Genomic DNA, 18,455 nt, shown 5'->3' on the forward strand with positions numbered 1-18,455 from the left:
CTAGCAGCTATGTCTTTCTGCAAAGGTGGAATCATGATGAAGGCTCACTACTTGTTTTGAACTTATCCATACTATAGCGCATAATTATTAGTAATACGTCATTTTAATGAATATGTAAATAACATGTAAAATAGCAAAATTTACGACAAAACCTTTCGTAACAAGGGTTCGGAGGTATTTTTGATGCTTTTTTAAATTTTTTTGTTGTAGTTGTATAACAAAAATATGACATCTGTGACGAAATAAAGAAAAATTATTTTGGAATAAATAAAGGGATGCAAAACAAACTAAATTTATCATCGAAAAGGAGGAATCATGATGAAAAACGACAGACATGAAGTTTTTAATAAAGGATCGGAAAATGCGATAAGTTTAGGGAAAATGATTAACAATACAAAAGAAAATATACATGAAGCTGAAATTAGTAAAGAATTTGCGCTTCCTGAAGAACTGGAAAATATTGAAGAGAAAAATGCACGTCGCAGAACAGCCATTGCCCAAATGGAAGAACAAATTAGAGAAAGAAAAGCAGCCAAAGCTAGAAGGGACTCATTTAAATAGCTTTTTAAAAGTTTGGAAGTAAAGCGTCCTGAAATGAAAATCAATACTCCCGAATGCAGAAAAGCAGCAATTTTCTTAAATGGAAAATTGCTGCTTTTCGTTTTGTTCCACACTTTTTTATACAAAACTAAGTTTCCACAGATTTTTATTGGGAAGTTTTCATTTTCATACTAAAACTATCATACAGTGTTTTGGGAGAGTTCTTCTATTTTAAATGGGATTGCTCAAAATAGTTATTTGCACCAATCAAATGACTTAAAGGAGGTTTTAAATGAAGGTGACAGAATTTTACCAAGCATCTGTACAAGAGGTAATGAAAAAGTTAGATGTGACGCAGTATGGATTATCTGATTACGAAGTCCGGGGCCGTTTGAAAAAGTATGGCTATAACGAATTAAAAGAAGGTAAGCAGAAAAATATCTTTCAAGTTTTCTTCGAGCAGTTCCAGGATTTTTTGGTGCTGATTTTAATTATTGCGGCTATTGTTTCAATCTTCCTTGGAGATACGGACAGTTCCGTAGTCATTTTAATTGTCATTATATTGAACGCCCTTCTCGGAACGGTTCAACATGTCCGGGCCGAAAAATCATTGAACAGTTTAAAGGAACTGGCGGCCCCTGTTTCAAAAGTTAAACGTAACGGAGAAATTATTGAAATACCATCTAGAAATGTAATAGTCGGGGACTTGCTCATTTTGGAAGCAGGCGATTCTATTAGTGCGGATGGACGAGTAGTGGAAAGTCATAGTTTGCAGATAAATGAAAGTTCATTAACAGGCGAATCTTTGGCGGTCGATAAAGTAGCCAATCCGATTGTTGAAACAGAGCTTGCACTAGGAGACAGAAAAAACATGGTGTACTCCGGAAGCTTTGTGACAAATGGTCGTGGGGCAGTGGCAGTTACTTCAATCGGGATGAATACGGAAATCGGAAAAATTGCAAAGCTGATCGATAATGCGAAAGAGAAAAAAACCCCTTTGCAAGTCAACCTTGATAAATTCGGAAAGCGTCTTGCCATCGGAATTATCCTGATTTGTATCGTAATTTTCGCTTTGGATATTATTCGTGGGCGTGAGCTGATTGACTCCTTTATGTTTGCAGTTTCTTTGGCTGTGGCGGCAATTCCTGAAGCATTAAGTTCAATTGTAACGATTGTTCTGGCAGTAGGAACTCAAAATATGGCAAAGGAAAATGCAATTATCCGTAAGTTGCCTGCAGTAGAAAGTTTGGGAAGTGTATCGATTATTTGTACTGATAAAACCGGAACGCTGACACAAAACAATATGACTGTTCAGGAAGTTTATACAGGGGAGCAGTTTTTCTCTTCTAACGAGCTCGAGCTAAGCAATCCGAATCATAAGAAGCTGATCGATTTCGCAATCCTGTGTAACGATTCCATGATGTTAAGGGATAAAACGATCGGGGATCCGACAGAACTTGCACTCGTTAAATTAGGACATGAGTATGAACTGAGCGAGCAATTGATACGTGGGCTTCATCCGCGTGTTGGAGAAATTCCTTTCGATTCCACTAGAAAATTAATGAGTACCGTTCACAGAATGGGCAACCGCAATGTCATGATCACAAAGGGAGCAGTGGACGAGCTTATTCCTCGTATCAGCCGTATTGAGTCAAGCAGCAGTTCGATTATAACAAGCAAGCAGATAGAACAGATTAATCAAGCGAATACTGCATTTTCGAATGCCGGATTACGGGTAATTGCCGTTACGTATAAAGAAGTATTTTCTTCTAATATAAGTGAAAAGGACGAGCAGGGCCTAACATTTATCGGTTTGATTGCAATGATGGATCCTCCGCGCGATGAATCGGCACAGGCAGTTGCAGACTGTATTGAAGCGGGGATTAAACCTGTCATGATTACAGGGGACCATAAAATTACGGCAATCGCAATCGCAAAACAGCTGGGCATCTTAAAAAACCCTGATGAAGCAATTGAAGGCAAGGAAATTGAAAAGCTTTCGGACCGCGAACTGAAAAATAAGGTGGAAAATTTATCTGTCTATGCCCGTGTATCACCGGAACACAAAATCCGGATTGTAAAGGCATGGCAAGAAAAAGGACATGTTGTCGCGATGACAGGAGACGGGGTAAATGACGCTCCAGCATTAAAGCAGGCTGAAATTGGTGTAGCAATGGGGAAAACAGGAACGGAAGTAGCCAAAGATGCGTCAGCGATGATTTTAACAGACGATAATTTTTTAACGATTGTCAAATCGATTTCGAATGGGCGAAGCATTTACGCCAATATTAAAAACGCGATTAAATTCCTGTTATCCGGAAATGCAGGGGCCATTTTCGTTGTTTTATATGCGACCCTTTTTGCATTACCGGCTCCGTTTTTGCCGATCCATTTGCTGTTTATCAACTTATTGACAGATAGCCTGCCAGCGATTGCAATTGGTTTGGAACCGCATAACAAGAAACTGATGAAGGAAAAACCGCGGCATATGAATGAGTCACTGTTAAATAAAAAATTCGTAACCCAGGTAGGATTTGAGGGGCTAATCATTGCGGCAGTCACAGTTATTGCCTTCCAGGTAGGCTTATCGACGGGTGATACAGCAGTTGCCACGACAATGGCGTTTGCGACATTATGTTTATCAAGATTGCTGCATGGATTCAATTGCCGTTCGGAAGAATCTATTTTAAAAATAGGGATTTTCTCAAATTTGGCGGTTTGGATTGCCTTTTTACTCGGGTTTACAATACTGAATTTTGTACTGATCAATGGATTATTCGAGGTAGCCAATTTGACGAATAGCCAATATTTAATGATTTACGGATTATCGTTAGTGCCGTTAGTTATTATCCAAGTCCGTAAACTGTTTTTCGGATCTTCCAAGGCATAGCTAGAAAATGTAATGAACAAAAAACGCATATGGCAACTTTTTTAACCGGTTAACATAAAAATAAAGTTAACAAGGTTATGGAAGGATGACATTATTAGCACGACAATTAAACATTTCTTCGGCCAGGCAATGACAGGGCAAGGGATTAAAAACATTTATAAAGAGTTAATGAATGAAGCGAAAGCTGTGTATTTATTAAAAGGTGCGCATGGGTTCAAAGTTTCGGAGTTACTGGAGAAAATCGGGGCGCATTACTTTGAAAAAGGTGCACATATTGAGCTTTTCCATGATCCATTATTTGAAAATACGGTCGAAGCTGTTTATATTCAAGCCCCTCATCACATTTTAATTGTTCAAGCGACAAACCCGTCAATAGAACCGGTACTACCAGGGTTACGGGATCATGTCATTTCCCTTTATGACTGTGTGGATGAACAACATATTTCATTGAATGGAAATCTTCCTTCAGTGAATGAATCGAAACAAGCTTATTATGACCAGTGTTTTGCGAAGCTTTCAAATGCTATTCATATTCATGATGACTGGGAAGTGGAAACGAGAAAACAGATGGAATGGAGCGGATTGAACCAGCAGTTTGCTGAGTTGTCGCACAATCTATTCGGTGAAACAAATCGGGAGCAATCCGGACAGCTTACACACCGTCTGCTTGGAACATTAACGCCAACAGGAGCTCGGGACACTGTACAGAGTATTACACAAAATCTTGAAAAGAGATTGTTTATTAAAGGATACCCGGGAACAGGGAAGTCTTCGATGATGAGGAAATTGGCGAACGAAGCGATAAGCAGGGGGTTTGATGTACAACTCGTTTGGTGCGGACTGGATTCCAATTCGATCGATATGGTCATTATCCCGGAACTGAAATTCTGTATTTTTGACAGCACGGAACCGCATGTATATTTTCCGGATGAAAATCGTCCTGGTGACGAGATTTTCGATATTGCCCAGCATTGTCATCCGACAGAAGTAGAGCTAAAGAATATAGAAGCAATCACAGAAAAATACAAAGCAACGATGACCGATGCAAAACATTTTGCGGCGAAATACGCAGAACAAGAGCGGAAATTTCGTGAAGCGATAGATGCTGCTATCAATTTGGATGAATTCAATAGACGTACAGCATTACTGTTTGAGCTTTTCTGATAAGGCTAAAGAAATTTATAGGCATGGTTCCGAATTCATCTCGGGACCATGCCTTTTTGTAATAGTAGAATCTATATAACAATTACTATTTTAGAATAGTTTATAAATTTTCAAAATAATAAATTTTTTAGGAGCTATAAATGTTACTCAAACAGAAAATACTGTATGCTGATGGTGAGCTTTTCATTACAAAGGAGGACAATTCATGAATCGTTTTGAAGGAAAAGTTATAATTGTTACTGGTGCAGGATCGGGATTAGGACAAGCTGCCACATTACAGCTTGCAAAGGAAGGCGCAAAGCTTGTACTCGTAGATTTGAATCAGGCAGGCCTGGATGAAACGAAGAAAAAAGTGCTGGAAGTCGCTCCTAATGCTGAAACATTGTCAGTAACAGCAAACGTAGCTACGGAAAGTGAAGTTGAAAATTTTGTGAATCAAACAGTTGAAAAATTCGGCAAAATTGATGGTTTCTTTAACAATGCGGGAATTGAAGGGAAGCAAAACTTAACTGGAGATTACGGTATTGATGAATTCCATAAAGTTATCTCCGTCAATTTGAACGGTGTCTTCTATGGTATGAAATATGTGCTGAAAGTAATGAAGGAGCAAGGATACGGCTCGATTGTCAATACAGCTTCTGTCGGCGGGATCCGTGGCGTCGGAAACCAGTCAGGCTATGCGGCTAGTAAACATGGCGTTGTCGGGTTAACGCGTAACTCGGCGATTGAATACGGGCAATATGGAATTTCGATTAAAGCAATAGCACCGGGTGCGATTATGACGCCAATGGTAGAAGGCTCACTGCGCCAAATGGGTGGCGATAACTGGGAGGAAGTCGGCAAGGAGTTTGTTAAGCCGAATCCGATGAGACGTTTTGGTAAGCCAGAAGAAGTCGGTTATCTAGTGGCATTCCTGCTATCAAACGAAGCGGACTTCATTAACGCAGCCGTTATCCCAATCGATGGCGGCCAGTCTTATAAATATTAAATATTAATTATTAATCCCCTTAAACAAGTTTTAAGGGGGTTTTTTCCTCTTAGAACTCGCTTTCTTTTTCAACGATTCAATACCCGGCTTTCCAGTAAATACGTCACCTCGTATTTCTCTGCCAATCTTCTTAAAAAGGCTAATAGCTCATTGAAATTTGTTGTTTCGGTCAATTGTTCATACTGTTTTTTCTCTTCTTCGGTTGCAACTTTCTTGAAATACCCCCACATATGTTGGCAAGCATTGCGCATGCTGCCTTTTGTCGGTGTTAAACTTAATGCCTGTTCGATCAGCGCTGAAATTTCTTCATAAGAAGCCTTATTTTTCATCGCCTGACGAATAGCATTGTAATGATTTTGGCTATAAAACATTACATTGTACTTTTCTTCACGCCAAAGGATTTCCGATTTCTTTTGATCCATAAAAGATTCCTCCTCACGATTTCCTTCTGCATAATCTACTAGTTGCTCACATTATATAAGATAGATAAAAGTTTTGCTTTTATAAGGAGTCAAATTCAACGTATAGTGTGAAAAATTGTATAATGAAGATAGCTTTCAAATTTTCTGAATTTACTTAAAATTGAAGAGAAAGAGGGATTCCGATGGTAAATGAACTAACATCAGTGAATGGACACGTAACAGGAGAGTCGGTCTACCAGGGTAAACCGGTCATTCAGGCTGCTGAAACACTATTCGTCAATGAATTTACAGATGGTGTTTTAAATCCGAATGCACCTATGTTAGGGCCTTTAAAAGATGGGGGTACAATCATTTCCAATACAGCTCCTGGTTGTTGGGGCCCAATGATTACACCGGCGATACGCGGAGGACACGAAGTAACGAAGCCCGTATATGTAGAAGGAGCGGAAGTCGGAGACGCGATCGTCATCCAAATTAAGTCGATTCAAGTTACATCGATTGCGACTTCTTCGGGAACAGACGAAGCGCAAAATGAGCGATTTATCGGAGATCCTTTCGTTAAGGTGAAATGCCCGGGCTGCGGGAAACTCCATCCGCCGACAATTGTACAAGGAATCGGTCAGGAGTCTGTAAAATGTATGACTTGCGGAACGGATACAACCCCTTTTAAAATTTCCAACGGCTATACAATGGCATTCAATTCGAAAGGGAATGTCGGATTGACGGTCGGAAAAGAAGCTGCGCGCCGGATTGCCCAAGACAGCAAAAATTTTATGCGAACTCCGGAAAATTCAGTTCAAAATCCGATTACTTCATTTGCGCCGAGTGACCTGATCGGGGTACTTGCAAGAATGCGTCCGTTTGTTGGTCAGCTTGGGACAACACCGTCAAAAGCAATGCCGGATTCTCATAATGCTGGTGACTTCGGAACGTTTTTAATCGGGGCACCGCATGAATTTACAATGACTGAAGATGAGCTAAATATCCACCGTACAGATGGGCATATGGATATTAACCGCGTGCGTGAAGGGGCTGTTGTCATTTGTCCTGTAAAGGTTCCTGGTGGCGGTGTATATGTAGGGGATATGCATGCAATGCAGGGCGATGGTGAAATTGCAGGACATACGACTGATGTATCGGGTATTGTACAGCTGCAGGTAAGTGTACTGAAAAAAGTAAACTTGGATGGTCCTATCTTGCTGCCGAATGTTGAAGATTTACCTTATACCGCAAAACCATTTACGAAAGAAGAAAGACGCATAGCACGAGAGCTGGCTGAAGAGTTTGGTGTAAAGCAGGTAGAAGAGAGCTTCCCGTTGTCAATTGTAGGAACAGGGGTTAACTTAAATGCGGCTACAGAAAATGCACTGGAGCGTGCGGCAAAGTTATTTGAACTGACAGTGGAAGAAGTAAGAAACCGTGCAACAATTACAGGTGGTATTGAAATTGGCAGACATCCGGGTGTTGTGACGGCTACCGTTCAAATGCCAAAATCACTTTTGAAAAAAGCAAGACTGTTTAAAACAATTAAGCACCAATATGCCTGAATGCCACGGTTCCATTATTAGTTGCACTACGGCTATAATTAATTAGATAAGTTTTTGTTCTTTATTTTTCGGGAAATAGGAAATTACTAGAAAAGTAGAGGGGATGAAGCGATGCAGCCATTGATCAAGAAGATAGAAGCTCTTGTCATCTCGATTAGCGTTCAGTCCGGTATTGGTATTATTGAAGCAATTAGTGAAAAAGACGGCGATAAGAAAGTCATATTTCAAATTACATCAAATACGCCTTTAATGACAAAGGACGGGTACCAGATTGGGGCATCTGCCATTCCGGTCAAGGCGAAAATCATTGCCTTTATTGATTCCAGAAATCCGTTGCCGATGGTTTCTCCGCCTCATACAACACCATTACTCATTATTTTTGACCAGTATGATAAAGAAGGTGAAGTATGTGTCGGTGCATTTGACCGGGTATTTTACTGTGATCAGTTGAAACTTAAACTCCATATTAGTGAAAAAACAGAAATAGTGGATTTGGCGGGAAAGCGTGTAGATCAGAAAGATATGGAAGGAAAGATGCTTTTTGTTTTTTATGATCGTGCAACAAAAAGCAAACCCGTGCAAGCCAAACCATCAAAAATTATCGTGACCTCTATTTTGCATAACGAATAGCCATGATGCATATCGATTTCAATTGTTAGTACGTATGTTTTAAGCAATCTATCATACGAAATGCTGCAAATGAAACGATATGCTTTTTTTGTGGAATCAAACTGAAGGAAAGTAATAAATTAAAAATGTTACATCCACATTTATTTTTTGGTATATTTTTGTATAGAAATAAGGTGGAAAATATGGAGGGATCTTTGTTGTTGCTTTCATTTGATGAGCAGCTCTTTCAACAGACGAACGGACAAACAGGGAAAAAGCTAGAGCAGGCTTTGGAAGATAAATTTCAATTTGTAAAACAGACTGCGATTTGGGGCGCACCTATACAGAGCAGTGATTTTTTGCTGGAACAGGAGCGTGCAGAGAAGTTTTGCTTTCAGTTAATTAAAACCTATTGGGGCAGATTAGACTTATTTAATAGTGATTCAGTGCAAGAGACGAATTCTTTGAATGAAAAAATGGAACAGTTTTTTGCCGAGTCCGAAAACAGAAAAGTGCTATTTTCATTTTTACATAACCATGGTGAAGTGGCATTTGATCAGCTAATTGAATATATTTTTTCAAAGCCGGTCCCTGTAACTCATATAGAAACAGAATTAAAGAAAATTTATGTATATGAAGTGAACAATCATTTTTTTGTTCAACCGATTTATTGTGCAGATGAAAAGTTTTGGCAAATAATCGGTGCGAAAAAGATTTATTCACTGTTTTTACAAGTACCTTTAATGAATATGACGAGACCAGTTGAATTAATGCGGCATTTTAAAGCATTGCTTGCCGGTCAGCTGACAGCAAATCGCATTGCAACAATTATTCATAAGCTCGTACAGAAGATAGATGATGAAAATCCGAAATCGGATGAAGTAAAGCAATTGCATCTGTTAAATGTCCGCACGCATTTTACGAGCGGGCGACGCCATATGCTGAAGCTCCGAAAATGTATTCAGGCATTACTGGAAAACTGGTCAACCGGAACGTTTGCATTAAATACGAAAGAGCAAACACTGCTTGGCTATATGTTGTTTCAAGAAGCGGTTTATAAAAGGGATTACCGGAGTATTTTACTGCAAGGAATGTATTTAATTGAGGAAGAACGGATAAACAATCATGCGATTGAACTTGTTGTTGAATATGCGGATGTGTTGAGCAGCATGAACCCGCAGCCTGATACACTTGTGAAAGATTACCGGAAAAACTACTTGGAGCATGTCTTTTATGAACTGATTAATAGTGTTGTAAAAGAAGAACAGTTTGAGCTTGGGATAGAGCTGCTGAAAAATTATGAGCTTGCATCATGTGCAGCCATATTCCAGCTCCTTCATGCAGAAGAAACGGAAACGATTCTGCATATGATTGAGGCAACTGTTCAACGTGATATTGCTCTATTTGTTGATGGTTCGCCACAAAACATTCGCGAATCGATCATTATCTGGCAGCAACATTATTTGAATAAAAACAGCGATTATTATCGTATAGCTGAAATGACATCACAGCATATTTGCAATTTGTTGAAAATACTGTTTTGGGCTGAAGAAGATGTGCTAGTGGAGAAACTGTTAGCGGTCTATAAAAAATATTTGCTCATCCCGCATCATTTCCAGTATTTACGCCAGTTTATTGAGCGCCGCGTAGTGATATGTTAACAATAAAGAGGTGAGGCAATGGATGCCTCACCTCTTTATTTTACTGTAATACACCGGATTTTGTCAGTTGCTCGATTTGCTCTATACTATAGCCGTAAGCGGTTAAAATTTCCTCGGTATGTTCACCTATTTTTGCCCCTACATGTTTGTAAGTCGGTTCAACACCGCTTATTTTCAAGGCTGTTCCAATTTGGCGCTGTGAGGATCCATCCGGTTTCTGAACATCTACAAGCATATTCCGCGCTTTAATTTGCGGGTGTTCACAAGCTTCGTCAAATGTAAGAACCGGTTCCACACATCCATGGAAATCTTCATTGAAAATTTCAAGCCATTGATCGAATGTCTTCGAACAAAATGCATCGGTAACTGCTTCTTTAAATCGTTGCTGTGTATAGTAGGAGTCATTGAATGTGCTGTCGATCAGTTCCGGAATGCCAAGCGCTTCACATAGCAGTTTGCGGAACTGAGGCTCCAGGCTGCCGACAGAAAAGTAACGACCGTCTTTCGTACGATAGTAATCATAAAATGTTCCGCCATTTAAAATTTCCTCTTCCGGCTGTGGTGGACGACCGCTTCCAAGATATTGCGTGCCATATAAAGCATTCATTGAAAACATCGCATCGGTCATCGAGACATCGATAAATTTCCCTTCGCCAGTTTTTTCACGGTGTAGAGCAGCCGCTAAAATTCCGATAGCGGCATGCATTGTCCCGCCGGCAATATCCGCAATTTGAATTCCCATTGCAACAGGCTTTTTATCTTTCAAACGGGAATGATCCAACACCCCGCCAATCGATAAGTAGTTATTATCATGACCTGGCCGCGTTGCATATGGTCCGGTTTGTCCATAGCCGGTAATTGCGCAGTAAATTAGGCGCGGGTTATATTCACGCAATGTTTCATAGTCGATTCCGAGGCGCTTCATTACACCTGGACGGAATCCTTCAATGATAATGTCGTAATCTTGGATAAGCTTTTTAATAATTTCGATGCTCTCCGCAGACTTTAAATTGAGCTGCAGAGACTTTTTTGAACGGTTTAAATGCTGATGGAAGTAGGATTCCTTGTCCTCATCATAGGGAGGCATAATCCGCATTAAATCAACACGGCGTTCTGACTCCACATGAATCACATCTGCCCCGAGATCCGCAAACATCATTGACGCAAGCGGTCCAGGCAATAGAGAAGAAAAATCCAAAATCTTTAACCCATTTAAAATCGTCATACCCATCCCCCTTATGTGTTGAACAGTTGCTTTTGAAAGTAGAATGTAGAACTAATACAAACGAAAGCTCCGAAAGAGCAATATATGCTACCACCTTCAAAAAAATATAAATATAAGAAAAAGAGTCCCCTTATTATCTAATTCTCTATACTCTATTATATTTTAAATACTCTGAAAATTATAGTGCGAAAATAAGCAAAATGTGCAGAAATATAGAAAAAAAAAACATTGAATTCTTGTTCTCTATTATTTTAAAAAAAGTGGTCCAAGTCAGGAATAAAATATAACTTTAGTGAATATTAACTAAGTATAGAAACCCTATTAAAGATTAGATAGTTTTTAGCTAGGGTAAAATATGGATGGTTGGCTATTTATTTATAGAACGGTTTTGCTTTATGACAATATGTCGGAGCAGGGTCGTTCCTTTTTTTGTCCAAATTTAGAAATCCAGAATTAAAATGAAAAACTACATAAATTTCATACAGTTTTGCGCACTGTTAGCCGATATAAATAATAGAAGTTTTTACTAGATTGAACATGTTACGACATTTCAAAAAGGAGGGATTTTCTAACATGGACTCGAAAAAAGCACAAAAACTTTCAAAGGCAGCGGTCGCAACAGTTTTGGCGACAAGTGGTGTGCTAGTCGCAATACCTCACCAGGCAAATGCCTATTCATTCAGTGATTTAAATCCCAATGCGGATTATTATGAGCCGATTATCGATTTAGCCAACCGTAAAATTGCAACAGGCTATTCAAACGGTACATTTAAACCAAACGCAGCAATTACTCGTGAAGATGCCGCAAAAATGCTGGCACTGACGATTGATGTTAATATAACAAATCCAAAAAATCCCGGCTTTAAAGATGTGACGGTGAATAATCCAAACTATCGTTACATCGCTGCATTGGCAGAAGCGGGTGTCATTAATGGCTATTCAGATAAAACTTTTAAGCCAAAAGAGCCGATTACACGCGGACAAATGGCGAAAATATTAACGCTTGGCTTCAAGTTTGGCGTTTCCACAAAACTTAACCACGGTTTTAAGGATGTTTCGAATAAAAATGCCAATGCATATTTTATACAGACACTTTACGATTTGAATATAACAAAAGGAAAAACTCCTGTTTCATTTGATCCATTTAATACCGTAACACGCGGACAGATGGCGACTTTTATTTGGCGTGCAGAAAAAGCAGACCGTGGCAACCCTGTCTACGTAGTCGGGGATATTGTAGGAAATCAAATATACATAAACGGTGTCGCGTACACTGTGGCATCCCATTTACGCAGTATTATTAATGCGGGAAATCAAAATGTATTAAAAGGTGCCTATATCGAAGGAAGCTATTCAGGGAAGACCCTACAAAATATTTCGAAGCTGACAATCAATGCGAGCGGAAATTCTTCGCGTTTATTGGCGCTTGATGGGGGCTATTCTTCGTTTGCAGGAGAACTTGTCGTTCATGGAAGCTATGTTCGCTTTAAAAATATTAATTTTACAGGACGTGTAGAAGTTGCAGAAGCACCTCGACGTTCTCTTGGCGCATTGGAGAATGTACGCATTGCAAGTATAGGAAACTTCGCATCGTTTATCGACTGGGGAACACCTACAGATCCGAAAAATGAAGATTTCCTAAACCCTGTGGATAAGGAAACGCTACAGGATAAGCCGGATCCGACAAAACCTGAGCACCTGCAAAAGTATACTGAACGGATGGCGAACATTAAGAAGTATGTGGATTTTGAAAATGTGGATATTCGTCAATTGTATGTAACGGCTGACCGTACGTTTTTAAAAGCCAACTATGATATCGACCGCCTGACAGTTCAGGGAAATGTAGCAAATATAGAGCTGTATGCAAGCCCGAAAGCAATGTATATTGATACGGACTATAATGTTTCTATTTATGGGGTTCATGACATTCAATACGTGTATAAAAATACATTGAAAAATGTGCACCTGAATACAGACAGCACATATGATTTTTATTACATTACATCGAGCAATGGCTTTACGAATCTTGGAACACATGCTTATATCTCTAAGGCAATCATTCCGAAAAATAAAACCGTAAATGATGTGTTTGACGATTATAAAACGGATGACCCGAACATTGGATATGTAGAGGACGAAGACGGAAAAGCGGTTGACCGTGATCCGGTTGAAAATACGATTGTTACCGATGTTACGTCTCCAACTATTACACAGCTGGATGTGGAAGCGGGCGGATCGACAGCCGATGTGACATTAACAGCAGATGAAGATGGTACGTACTACTATGTCATTAAAAAGGCGAATGAAAAAGCGCCGACAATAAGCGAGATTAAAACAGGCGGTACAAAATATAACGGCAATGGTCCACTCGTAATGGACGAGCCTGTGAAATTTACTGTATCCGGTCTGGAGACAATGACGGACTATGTCATTTATGCAATCGTCATTGATGATGCGGATAATGTATCGGAGAAGGAAGAGCAGGAATTCTCGACAATCGATAACCGACCACCGACATTCCGCCTCGATAAAGGCGAAACGATGTATGGCGGTAAGCGTGTACAATTTGTTATTAAGGGAATTACCGAGCCGGGCGAATACTATTACTATATTCGCGAAAAATCACCCGTTACGATGCCGGATCCGACTGTCGATGAAATTATGAAGCGCTATACGGGAAAAGGAACAATTACAAAACCTGATGATGTCGTCATTACCGAAACGAAATATGGTGCAACTCCTGCAATCGGCGATATTAAGCCAAATACAGAGTATGAAATTTATGCGGTGATGGTCGATAAATCAGGAAATAAAATGCGCAACCCTGCTCCAAAGATTACGTTGAAGACAGAAGCGCCGGATACGACATATCCGTATGTTATTCAACCACCAGAGCTACAATTGGCAGATAAGGAAAAAGGATATTTCTATATTACAGTGAGCGAAGAACTCGATAAGGAAACGGCTGAAAATCCGGATAACTATTTATTATCCGGTACAGGAATTGTCAATATTTCCGGGCATAAAGAAATGAAGCCTGTCGAAGTTCAATATGCGAACAAGCGAATTCGTTTAACGATTCCTTCTGTCAGCTCCTTAGTAAATGGCGATACAATTGTCGCTACGATTTTAAAAGGGGTAAAAGATTTAGCGGAAAATGAATTTGAAAATAAGGATGTAGTACCGGTAGGAATGGAACCACGCAACTATGCTCAATATAACCATTCAGACGCATTACGTCCGACAATTCAAATAAGAAATGTCGTGACAGGTCCTTCCCAATATGAAATCGAAGTTAATACAAACAAAGCAGGTACGTACTATTACATGATCTTACCATCCGATTATGATGAAGTAATTGCGGAGCGCGGCATTACAAATCGTCATTTCGTCGATGAATTTTCAACAGATCCGAATATAGTAAAAGGAAAGTTCCAGACAAAGACACCAGCAGGTACAAATGACGATTATATTGCGGATGGCCAAAATCCGGCAACGCTTGGTACATTTAAATTTAATGTGACAAAGCCGACACCGCCAAAGCTTAATCCGTTTAAAAGCTATAAAATCTATATGGTGTTGAAGGATCGTTCTGGACAACTTTCAAAAATTGAAAGCAGACCATTAATTGATGATTCAAAACCACCGCTCGTATCCGGCTTTAAAGTTGAAAATGTCGAAGGAACGGACAACAGAATCCGAGTAACGGCGAATGTGGATGAGAAGGCGAACTTCTTCGCATTACCTGTTCGTAAATATATTAAAAGGATCGTAAACGGTAAAGAAGAATACCAGTTGAACACGGATTACTTCGATGCTTCAGGAAAACTAAAAGATTTAGCAACCGTGTTGGCGACGACACCAAATGCTCCAGGGTTATTTGATACGTTTAAAAACTTAGGAGCAAGAGATATTGGTCAGTCGACAGGTCCTGGTACTTATAATTTTATACCGACTAACTTGAATTTAACAGAGCATGAAGAATACGGTATCTATGTAGGAGTTGTAGATTCCATCGGTAACTTCACGTTATTGCAACGCAGTTCAGCCGATAGTCAGGCAACGGATGAACCTAAAGGGGATCCTATGCAGGCAACATTCTATACGGATGGGACGAAGCCTTATATTAAAAATGACGGTTTAATTACTAGAAATAGTAATACTTTTAACTCTTCATTTAATGAAACAACATTTACAATTACATTTAATGAGGCGATTATGCGTCATTTTGATAAAGATGGCCTAACAAACTATAATAAGACAATAATACCGTCAAGTGGTTCATTTGATTTATCATCAATTTTTGAATTTGAAGGTGCAAACATTGCCGATTATGAATTTGTAAATTATTCAGTAGGTACTAATACTACGAGCGAATCTAAATTAATAATTCGTCCAAAAAATGCAGCTGCAGCTGCGCAAACATTCCGAGTGAAGATGAAAGAAGATGCTCTAGGAGCAACTATTTATGATTATAAAAATCAAAATGGATTTGACACTACGAAGATTGGAACATATATTTATCCAACATCAATTATTAATCAAATGTCAGTTGCACAGTTAAAGACACCATATGTGTTAGACGCAGTCACAGAAACAAGTTCTAAAAAGCTAAGTCTATCCGTAGACTTCGATGTAGATTTAGGTCTAATTCAGCGATATTATTATGCTGTTGTACTTGGAACAACCATAGTTAAGCCGACTGCTGAAGAAGTGATGAATGCAGTAAGAACAAATAATGTTTCTTCAAGTAGTCCAATTTATATTTATGGTTCGGATTTAATTAATGGTAACGCAGGTAAGAGTCAAGTATTAGAGTTGGAAACAGGTTTAATTAGAACAACGGATGTATTTAAAACAGGGCATAAAATTTATCTGTTTACTGTTGATAAGTATGGAAACGTTGTCTGGGCAAAACATAAAATATTATCTCAAGATTATTTTGAAATTACAAAGTAATAGTTAGTAATAGTTTAAAATTAAACTTATTTCAATAACTTTTAATGACCGTTTTTTGAAAAATGAAAGGCAACTTTTCCGTAATTTAAAACCAACTCCACAAAGCGAAAGCTGCGTGGGGTTGGTTTTTTGTTTTGTAATTGTTTTTTAATGCAGCATTCCTTATTTTTGAAATTTCTCAGCAATTATTTTTAACCTTATTCCCACCGTTTTCATAAAGTATATAGCGGTTTAATTATGAAAAACTCATAGTTACCTCTTTACTAAAAGGCAATTTACTACGCTCGGGTTAAATGCCGTTAATGTAAAGTTTTGAAACAGTGGGCGCTTTACAACAGCTGGCGGTACTATTGAATAAGCTGATCGTGTTAAATATGGGGGAGAAAATGCATCATATCGGGAAAGTAAAAAGTATTAACGGTAAGATGCTCGAGCTGATAACAGCAAAAGAGAAACGGACATATGTAAATATTGAACATATCCAAACAATACATTGCGTATAGGCAACGCTGTAAAAGCAGTGTTATGTAATGCCTATAGTTTTTACATGTAAGCAAACTTATATAGAAATTTGTCGAAGTAAAATTAAAATAACAATCTGTAAGACACAATTCAATTTGAATTAGTGTCTTTTTTATTGTGTTGCTGGATTTCCACTAAAAACATTATACAAACCTAGTGAAACTCAACGGGAATCGTAAATGAATGGAAATTTAAAAATTGAACAATAAAACTGAAAAAGTAACTTAAATATTAGGATTGAAAGCAAAGCATAAAGGGTAAACGTTTTAGAGGAAAAGTAAAAAAATTGAAAATAAAAGGTTATACAAATATTTATTTTGTACAACGTTGAACGATGAGAAGAAATCTACATATGAAAAAGAGCGAATATCATCATTTAAATAATTTATAGGGGAGCGCAAATATGAAAAAAAAGGTCATTGTTATTGGTGCTGGTGTAGCCGGCATGGCAAGTGCAATTCGTCTACAGCAAGCGGGTTACGAAGTGGAACTGTTTGAAAAGGAAGGAATGCCGGGTGGGAAAATGCATCGTATTGAAAAGGATGGTTTTAAATTTGATTTAGGACCGACCATTGTGATGATGCCTGAATTATACAGAGAGATTTTCGAATTATGCGGCCGGGACCCTGATGAATACATACCAATGGAGAAACTTGATCCAATGTTTCAAGTGTATTTTAAAGACGAGATGGATCGACCTTATAAAGGTTCGTCTGATTTAACCGAAATGATGAAAACACTGGAAAGTATAAACCCTGATGATGCACAAGGTTTTCTGGATTACTTACAGGAAATATATAAACGCTTTATCATCGCAAAGAATTATTTTATCCAACGGCCTTTCCGCAAATTTAAAGACTTCTACAATCCATTTATGATTAAGCAAACTTTAAAATTAAAAACCTTCGATAGTGCCGATCATTTTATTGGTAAATATATAAAAGATGAACGAATTAAAAATATGCTTAGTTTTCAAACATTGTACATAGGTATCTCCCCATACAACGGACCATCACTGTATTCCATTATTCCTATGATTGAATTTCTGTACGGGGTTTGGTTTATCAAAGGCGGGATGCACACAATGGCGACATCGATGGAAAAACTGTTTTATGAACTCGGTGGTAAAATCCACTACAATGCCAATGTCGAGAAAATTTCCAGCGAGTCCGGTCGTGCCGATGGAATTTATGTAAATGGCAGAAAAGAAGAGGCAGATTACGTTATGTGTAATGCCGACTTCCCATATGCAATGAAGGAGCTCGTTCAAGATAAAAAGGCAAAGGGGAAATACACCGATGAAAAAATCGATGCGATGAAATATTCCTGCTCATGCTTCCTGCTTTATTTAGGGACGAACCGCAAATACGACCAGATAGAAGGCGTGCATAACTTTGTCTTCAAAAGTGAGATGAAGAAAAATATAAACGATATTTTTTCAGGGGAAAGACTTCAGGACGGCGCATTTTACATTCATATTCCGTCTAAAGCCGACCCGTCGATGGCACCGGAAGGAAAGGAAGCCATTTATGTATTGCTGCCGGTATCCGAACTTTCAACGGCGAAATATGAGTGGAATGATGAAACCATTCAATACTACCGGGATTACTTAATTCGTGAAATGAAAAAAATAAAAGGATTAGAAAATCTGGAAGAAGAAATTGTCTGGGAATCGTACACAACACCATTGGATTTCAAACAGCGGTTCAATGCCTACAACGGCGCAACATTCGGTTTGCAGCCAACGTTGAGACAGAGTAATCATATGCGCCCGCAAAGTAAAGCAACCCATTGCGAAAACCTATACTTTACGGGAAGCAGTACGCATCCCGGTGCAGGTGTGCCGATCGTTCTTCTCTCCGCTAAAATAGCTGCTCAGGAACTCATATCAGATGATCAAGGGATTCAGTTTGACTATTAAACTATTT

Annotated in this window: 12 protein-coding genes; 10 read left to right on the plus strand and 2 right to left on the minus strand. The window is 38.8% G+C overall.

Annotation, left to right across the window (positions count from 1 at the left end; all coding sequences use genetic code 11):
• Window positions 1-318: 318 nt before the first annotated feature.
• The 4 genes from MKY51_RS00845 (at window position 319) to MKY51_RS00860 (ending at window position 5,582) form a co-directional block, all read left to right on the plus strand.
• Window positions 319-561 (plus strand): spore protein Tlp, encoded by a 243-nt coding sequence (locus MKY51_RS00845; RefSeq protein ID WP_339174745.1) that lies wholly within the window; start codon window positions 319-321, stop codon window positions 559-561.
• A 271-nt stretch (window positions 562-832) separates the two neighbouring features.
• The gene (locus MKY51_RS00850) at window positions 833-3,430 is read left to right on the plus strand and encodes a cation-translocating P-type ATPase (protein WP_339174746.1); all 2,598 of its coding nucleotides are present in this window, start codon (window positions 833-835) and stop codon (window positions 3,428-3,430) included.
• A 168-nt stretch (window positions 3,431-3,598) separates the two neighbouring features.
• Window positions 3,599-4,594 (plus strand): nucleotide kinase, encoded by a 996-nt coding sequence (locus tag MKY51_RS00855; protein ID WP_339174748.1) that lies wholly within the window; start codon window positions 3,599-3,601, stop codon window positions 4,592-4,594.
• A 205-nt stretch (window positions 4,595-4,799) separates the two neighbouring features.
• Window positions 4,800-5,582 (plus strand): SDR family oxidoreductase, encoded by a 783-nt coding sequence (locus tag MKY51_RS00860; protein WP_339174749.1) that lies wholly within the window; start codon window positions 4,800-4,802, stop codon window positions 5,580-5,582.
• Between the two features lie 68 nt (window positions 5,583-5,650).
• Here MKY51_RS00860 and MKY51_RS00865 read toward each other — a convergent pair whose 3' ends face one another.
• Window positions 5,651-6,004 (minus strand): YbgA family protein, encoded by a 354-nt coding sequence (locus MKY51_RS00865; protein WP_339174750.1) that lies wholly within the window; start codon window positions 6,002-6,004, stop codon window positions 5,651-5,653.
• 251 nt (window positions 6,005-6,255) lie between these two features.
• Between MKY51_RS00865 and MKY51_RS00870 the strand changes: the two genes are divergently transcribed.
• The 3 genes from MKY51_RS00870 to MKY51_RS00880 all read left to right on the plus strand — a co-directional run bounded on the left by MKY51_RS00870 (window position 6,256) and on the right by MKY51_RS00880 (window position 9,821).
• Window positions 6,256-7,551, plus strand: coding sequence for an acetamidase/formamidase family protein (locus tag MKY51_RS00870; RefSeq protein WP_339176549.1), 1,296 nt, complete (start codon window positions 6,256-6,258; stop codon window positions 7,549-7,551).
• A gap of 111 nt (window positions 7,552-7,662) precedes the next feature.
• Window positions 7,663-8,181 (plus strand): hypothetical protein, encoded by a 519-nt coding sequence (locus MKY51_RS00875; protein WP_339174751.1) that lies wholly within the window; start codon window positions 7,663-7,665, stop codon window positions 8,179-8,181.
• A gap of 197 nt (window positions 8,182-8,378) precedes the next feature.
• Complete coding sequence (locus MKY51_RS00880; RefSeq protein ID WP_339174752.1) at window positions 8,379-9,821, plus strand: Fe-S-cluster redox enzyme; 1,443 nt, start codon at window positions 8,379-8,381, stop codon at window positions 9,819-9,821.
• A 40-nt stretch (window positions 9,822-9,861) separates the two neighbouring features.
• On the opposite strand, the gene MKY51_RS00885 is transcribed toward MKY51_RS00880, so the two are convergent.
• On the minus strand, window positions 9,862-11,046 hold the full coding sequence (locus tag MKY51_RS00885; RefSeq protein ID WP_339174753.1) for a CaiB/BaiF CoA-transferase family protein: 1,185 nt from the start codon (window positions 11,044-11,046) through the stop codon (window positions 9,862-9,864).
• 573 nt (window positions 11,047-11,619) lie between these two features.
• Here MKY51_RS00885 and MKY51_RS00890 point away from each other — a divergent pair.
• The 3 genes from MKY51_RS00890 to crtI all read left to right on the plus strand — a co-directional run bounded on the left by MKY51_RS00890 (window position 11,620) and on the right by crtI (window position 18,448).
• Window positions 11,620-16,005: an S-layer homology domain-containing protein gene (locus MKY51_RS00890; protein ID WP_339174754.1), complete on the plus strand. Its 4,386-nt coding sequence runs from the start codon at window positions 11,620-11,622 to the stop codon at window positions 16,003-16,005.
• Window positions 16,006-16,325: 320 nt separating this feature from the next.
• The gene (locus tag MKY51_RS00895; protein WP_339174755.1) at window positions 16,326-16,508 is read left to right on the plus strand and encodes a hypothetical protein; all 183 of its coding nucleotides are present in this window, start codon (window positions 16,326-16,328) and stop codon (window positions 16,506-16,508) included.
• A 422-nt stretch (window positions 16,509-16,930) separates the two neighbouring features.
• Complete coding sequence (gene crtI, locus MKY51_RS00900; protein WP_339174757.1) at window positions 16,931-18,448, plus strand: phytoene desaturase family protein; 1,518 nt, start codon at window positions 16,931-16,933, stop codon at window positions 18,446-18,448.
• Window positions 18,449-18,455: the final 7 nt, after the last annotated feature.

This window comes from Solibacillus sp. FSL R5-0691 (assembly GCF_037974225.1).
Taxonomy (GTDB): Bacteria; Bacillota; Bacilli; order Bacillales_A; family Planococcaceae; genus Solibacillus.

Coding starts and splice junctions, on each gene's coding strand:
- MKY51_RS00875 (WP_339174751.1), top strand. CDS start 7,663: ATGCAGCCATTGATCAAGAAGATAGAAGCTCTTGTCATCTCGATTAGC.
- MKY51_RS00885 (WP_339174753.1), bottom strand. CDS start 11,046: ATGACGATTTTAAATGGGTTAAAGATTTTGGATTTTTCTTCTCTATTG.
- MKY51_RS00865 (WP_339174750.1), bottom strand. CDS start 6,004: ATGGATCAAAAGAAATCGGAAATCCTTTGGCGTGAAGAAAAGTACAAT.
- MKY51_RS00890 (WP_339174754.1), top strand. CDS start 11,620: ATGGACTCGAAAAAAGCACAAAAACTTTCAAAGGCAGCGGTCGCAACA.
- MKY51_RS00855 (WP_339174748.1), top strand. CDS start 3,599: ATGAATGAAGCGAAAGCTGTGTATTTATTAAAAGGTGCGCATGGGTTC.
- MKY51_RS00850 (WP_339174746.1), top strand. CDS start 833: ATGAAGGTGACAGAATTTTACCAAGCATCTGTACAAGAGGTAATGAAA.
- MKY51_RS00845 (WP_339174745.1), top strand. CDS start 319: ATGAAAAACGACAGACATGAAGTTTTTAATAAAGGATCGGAAAATGCG.
- crtI (WP_339174757.1), top strand. CDS start 16,931: ATGAAAAAAAAGGTCATTGTTATTGGTGCTGGTGTAGCCGGCATGGCA.
- MKY51_RS00860 (WP_339174749.1), top strand. CDS start 4,800: ATGAATCGTTTTGAAGGAAAAGTTATAATTGTTACTGGTGCAGGATCG.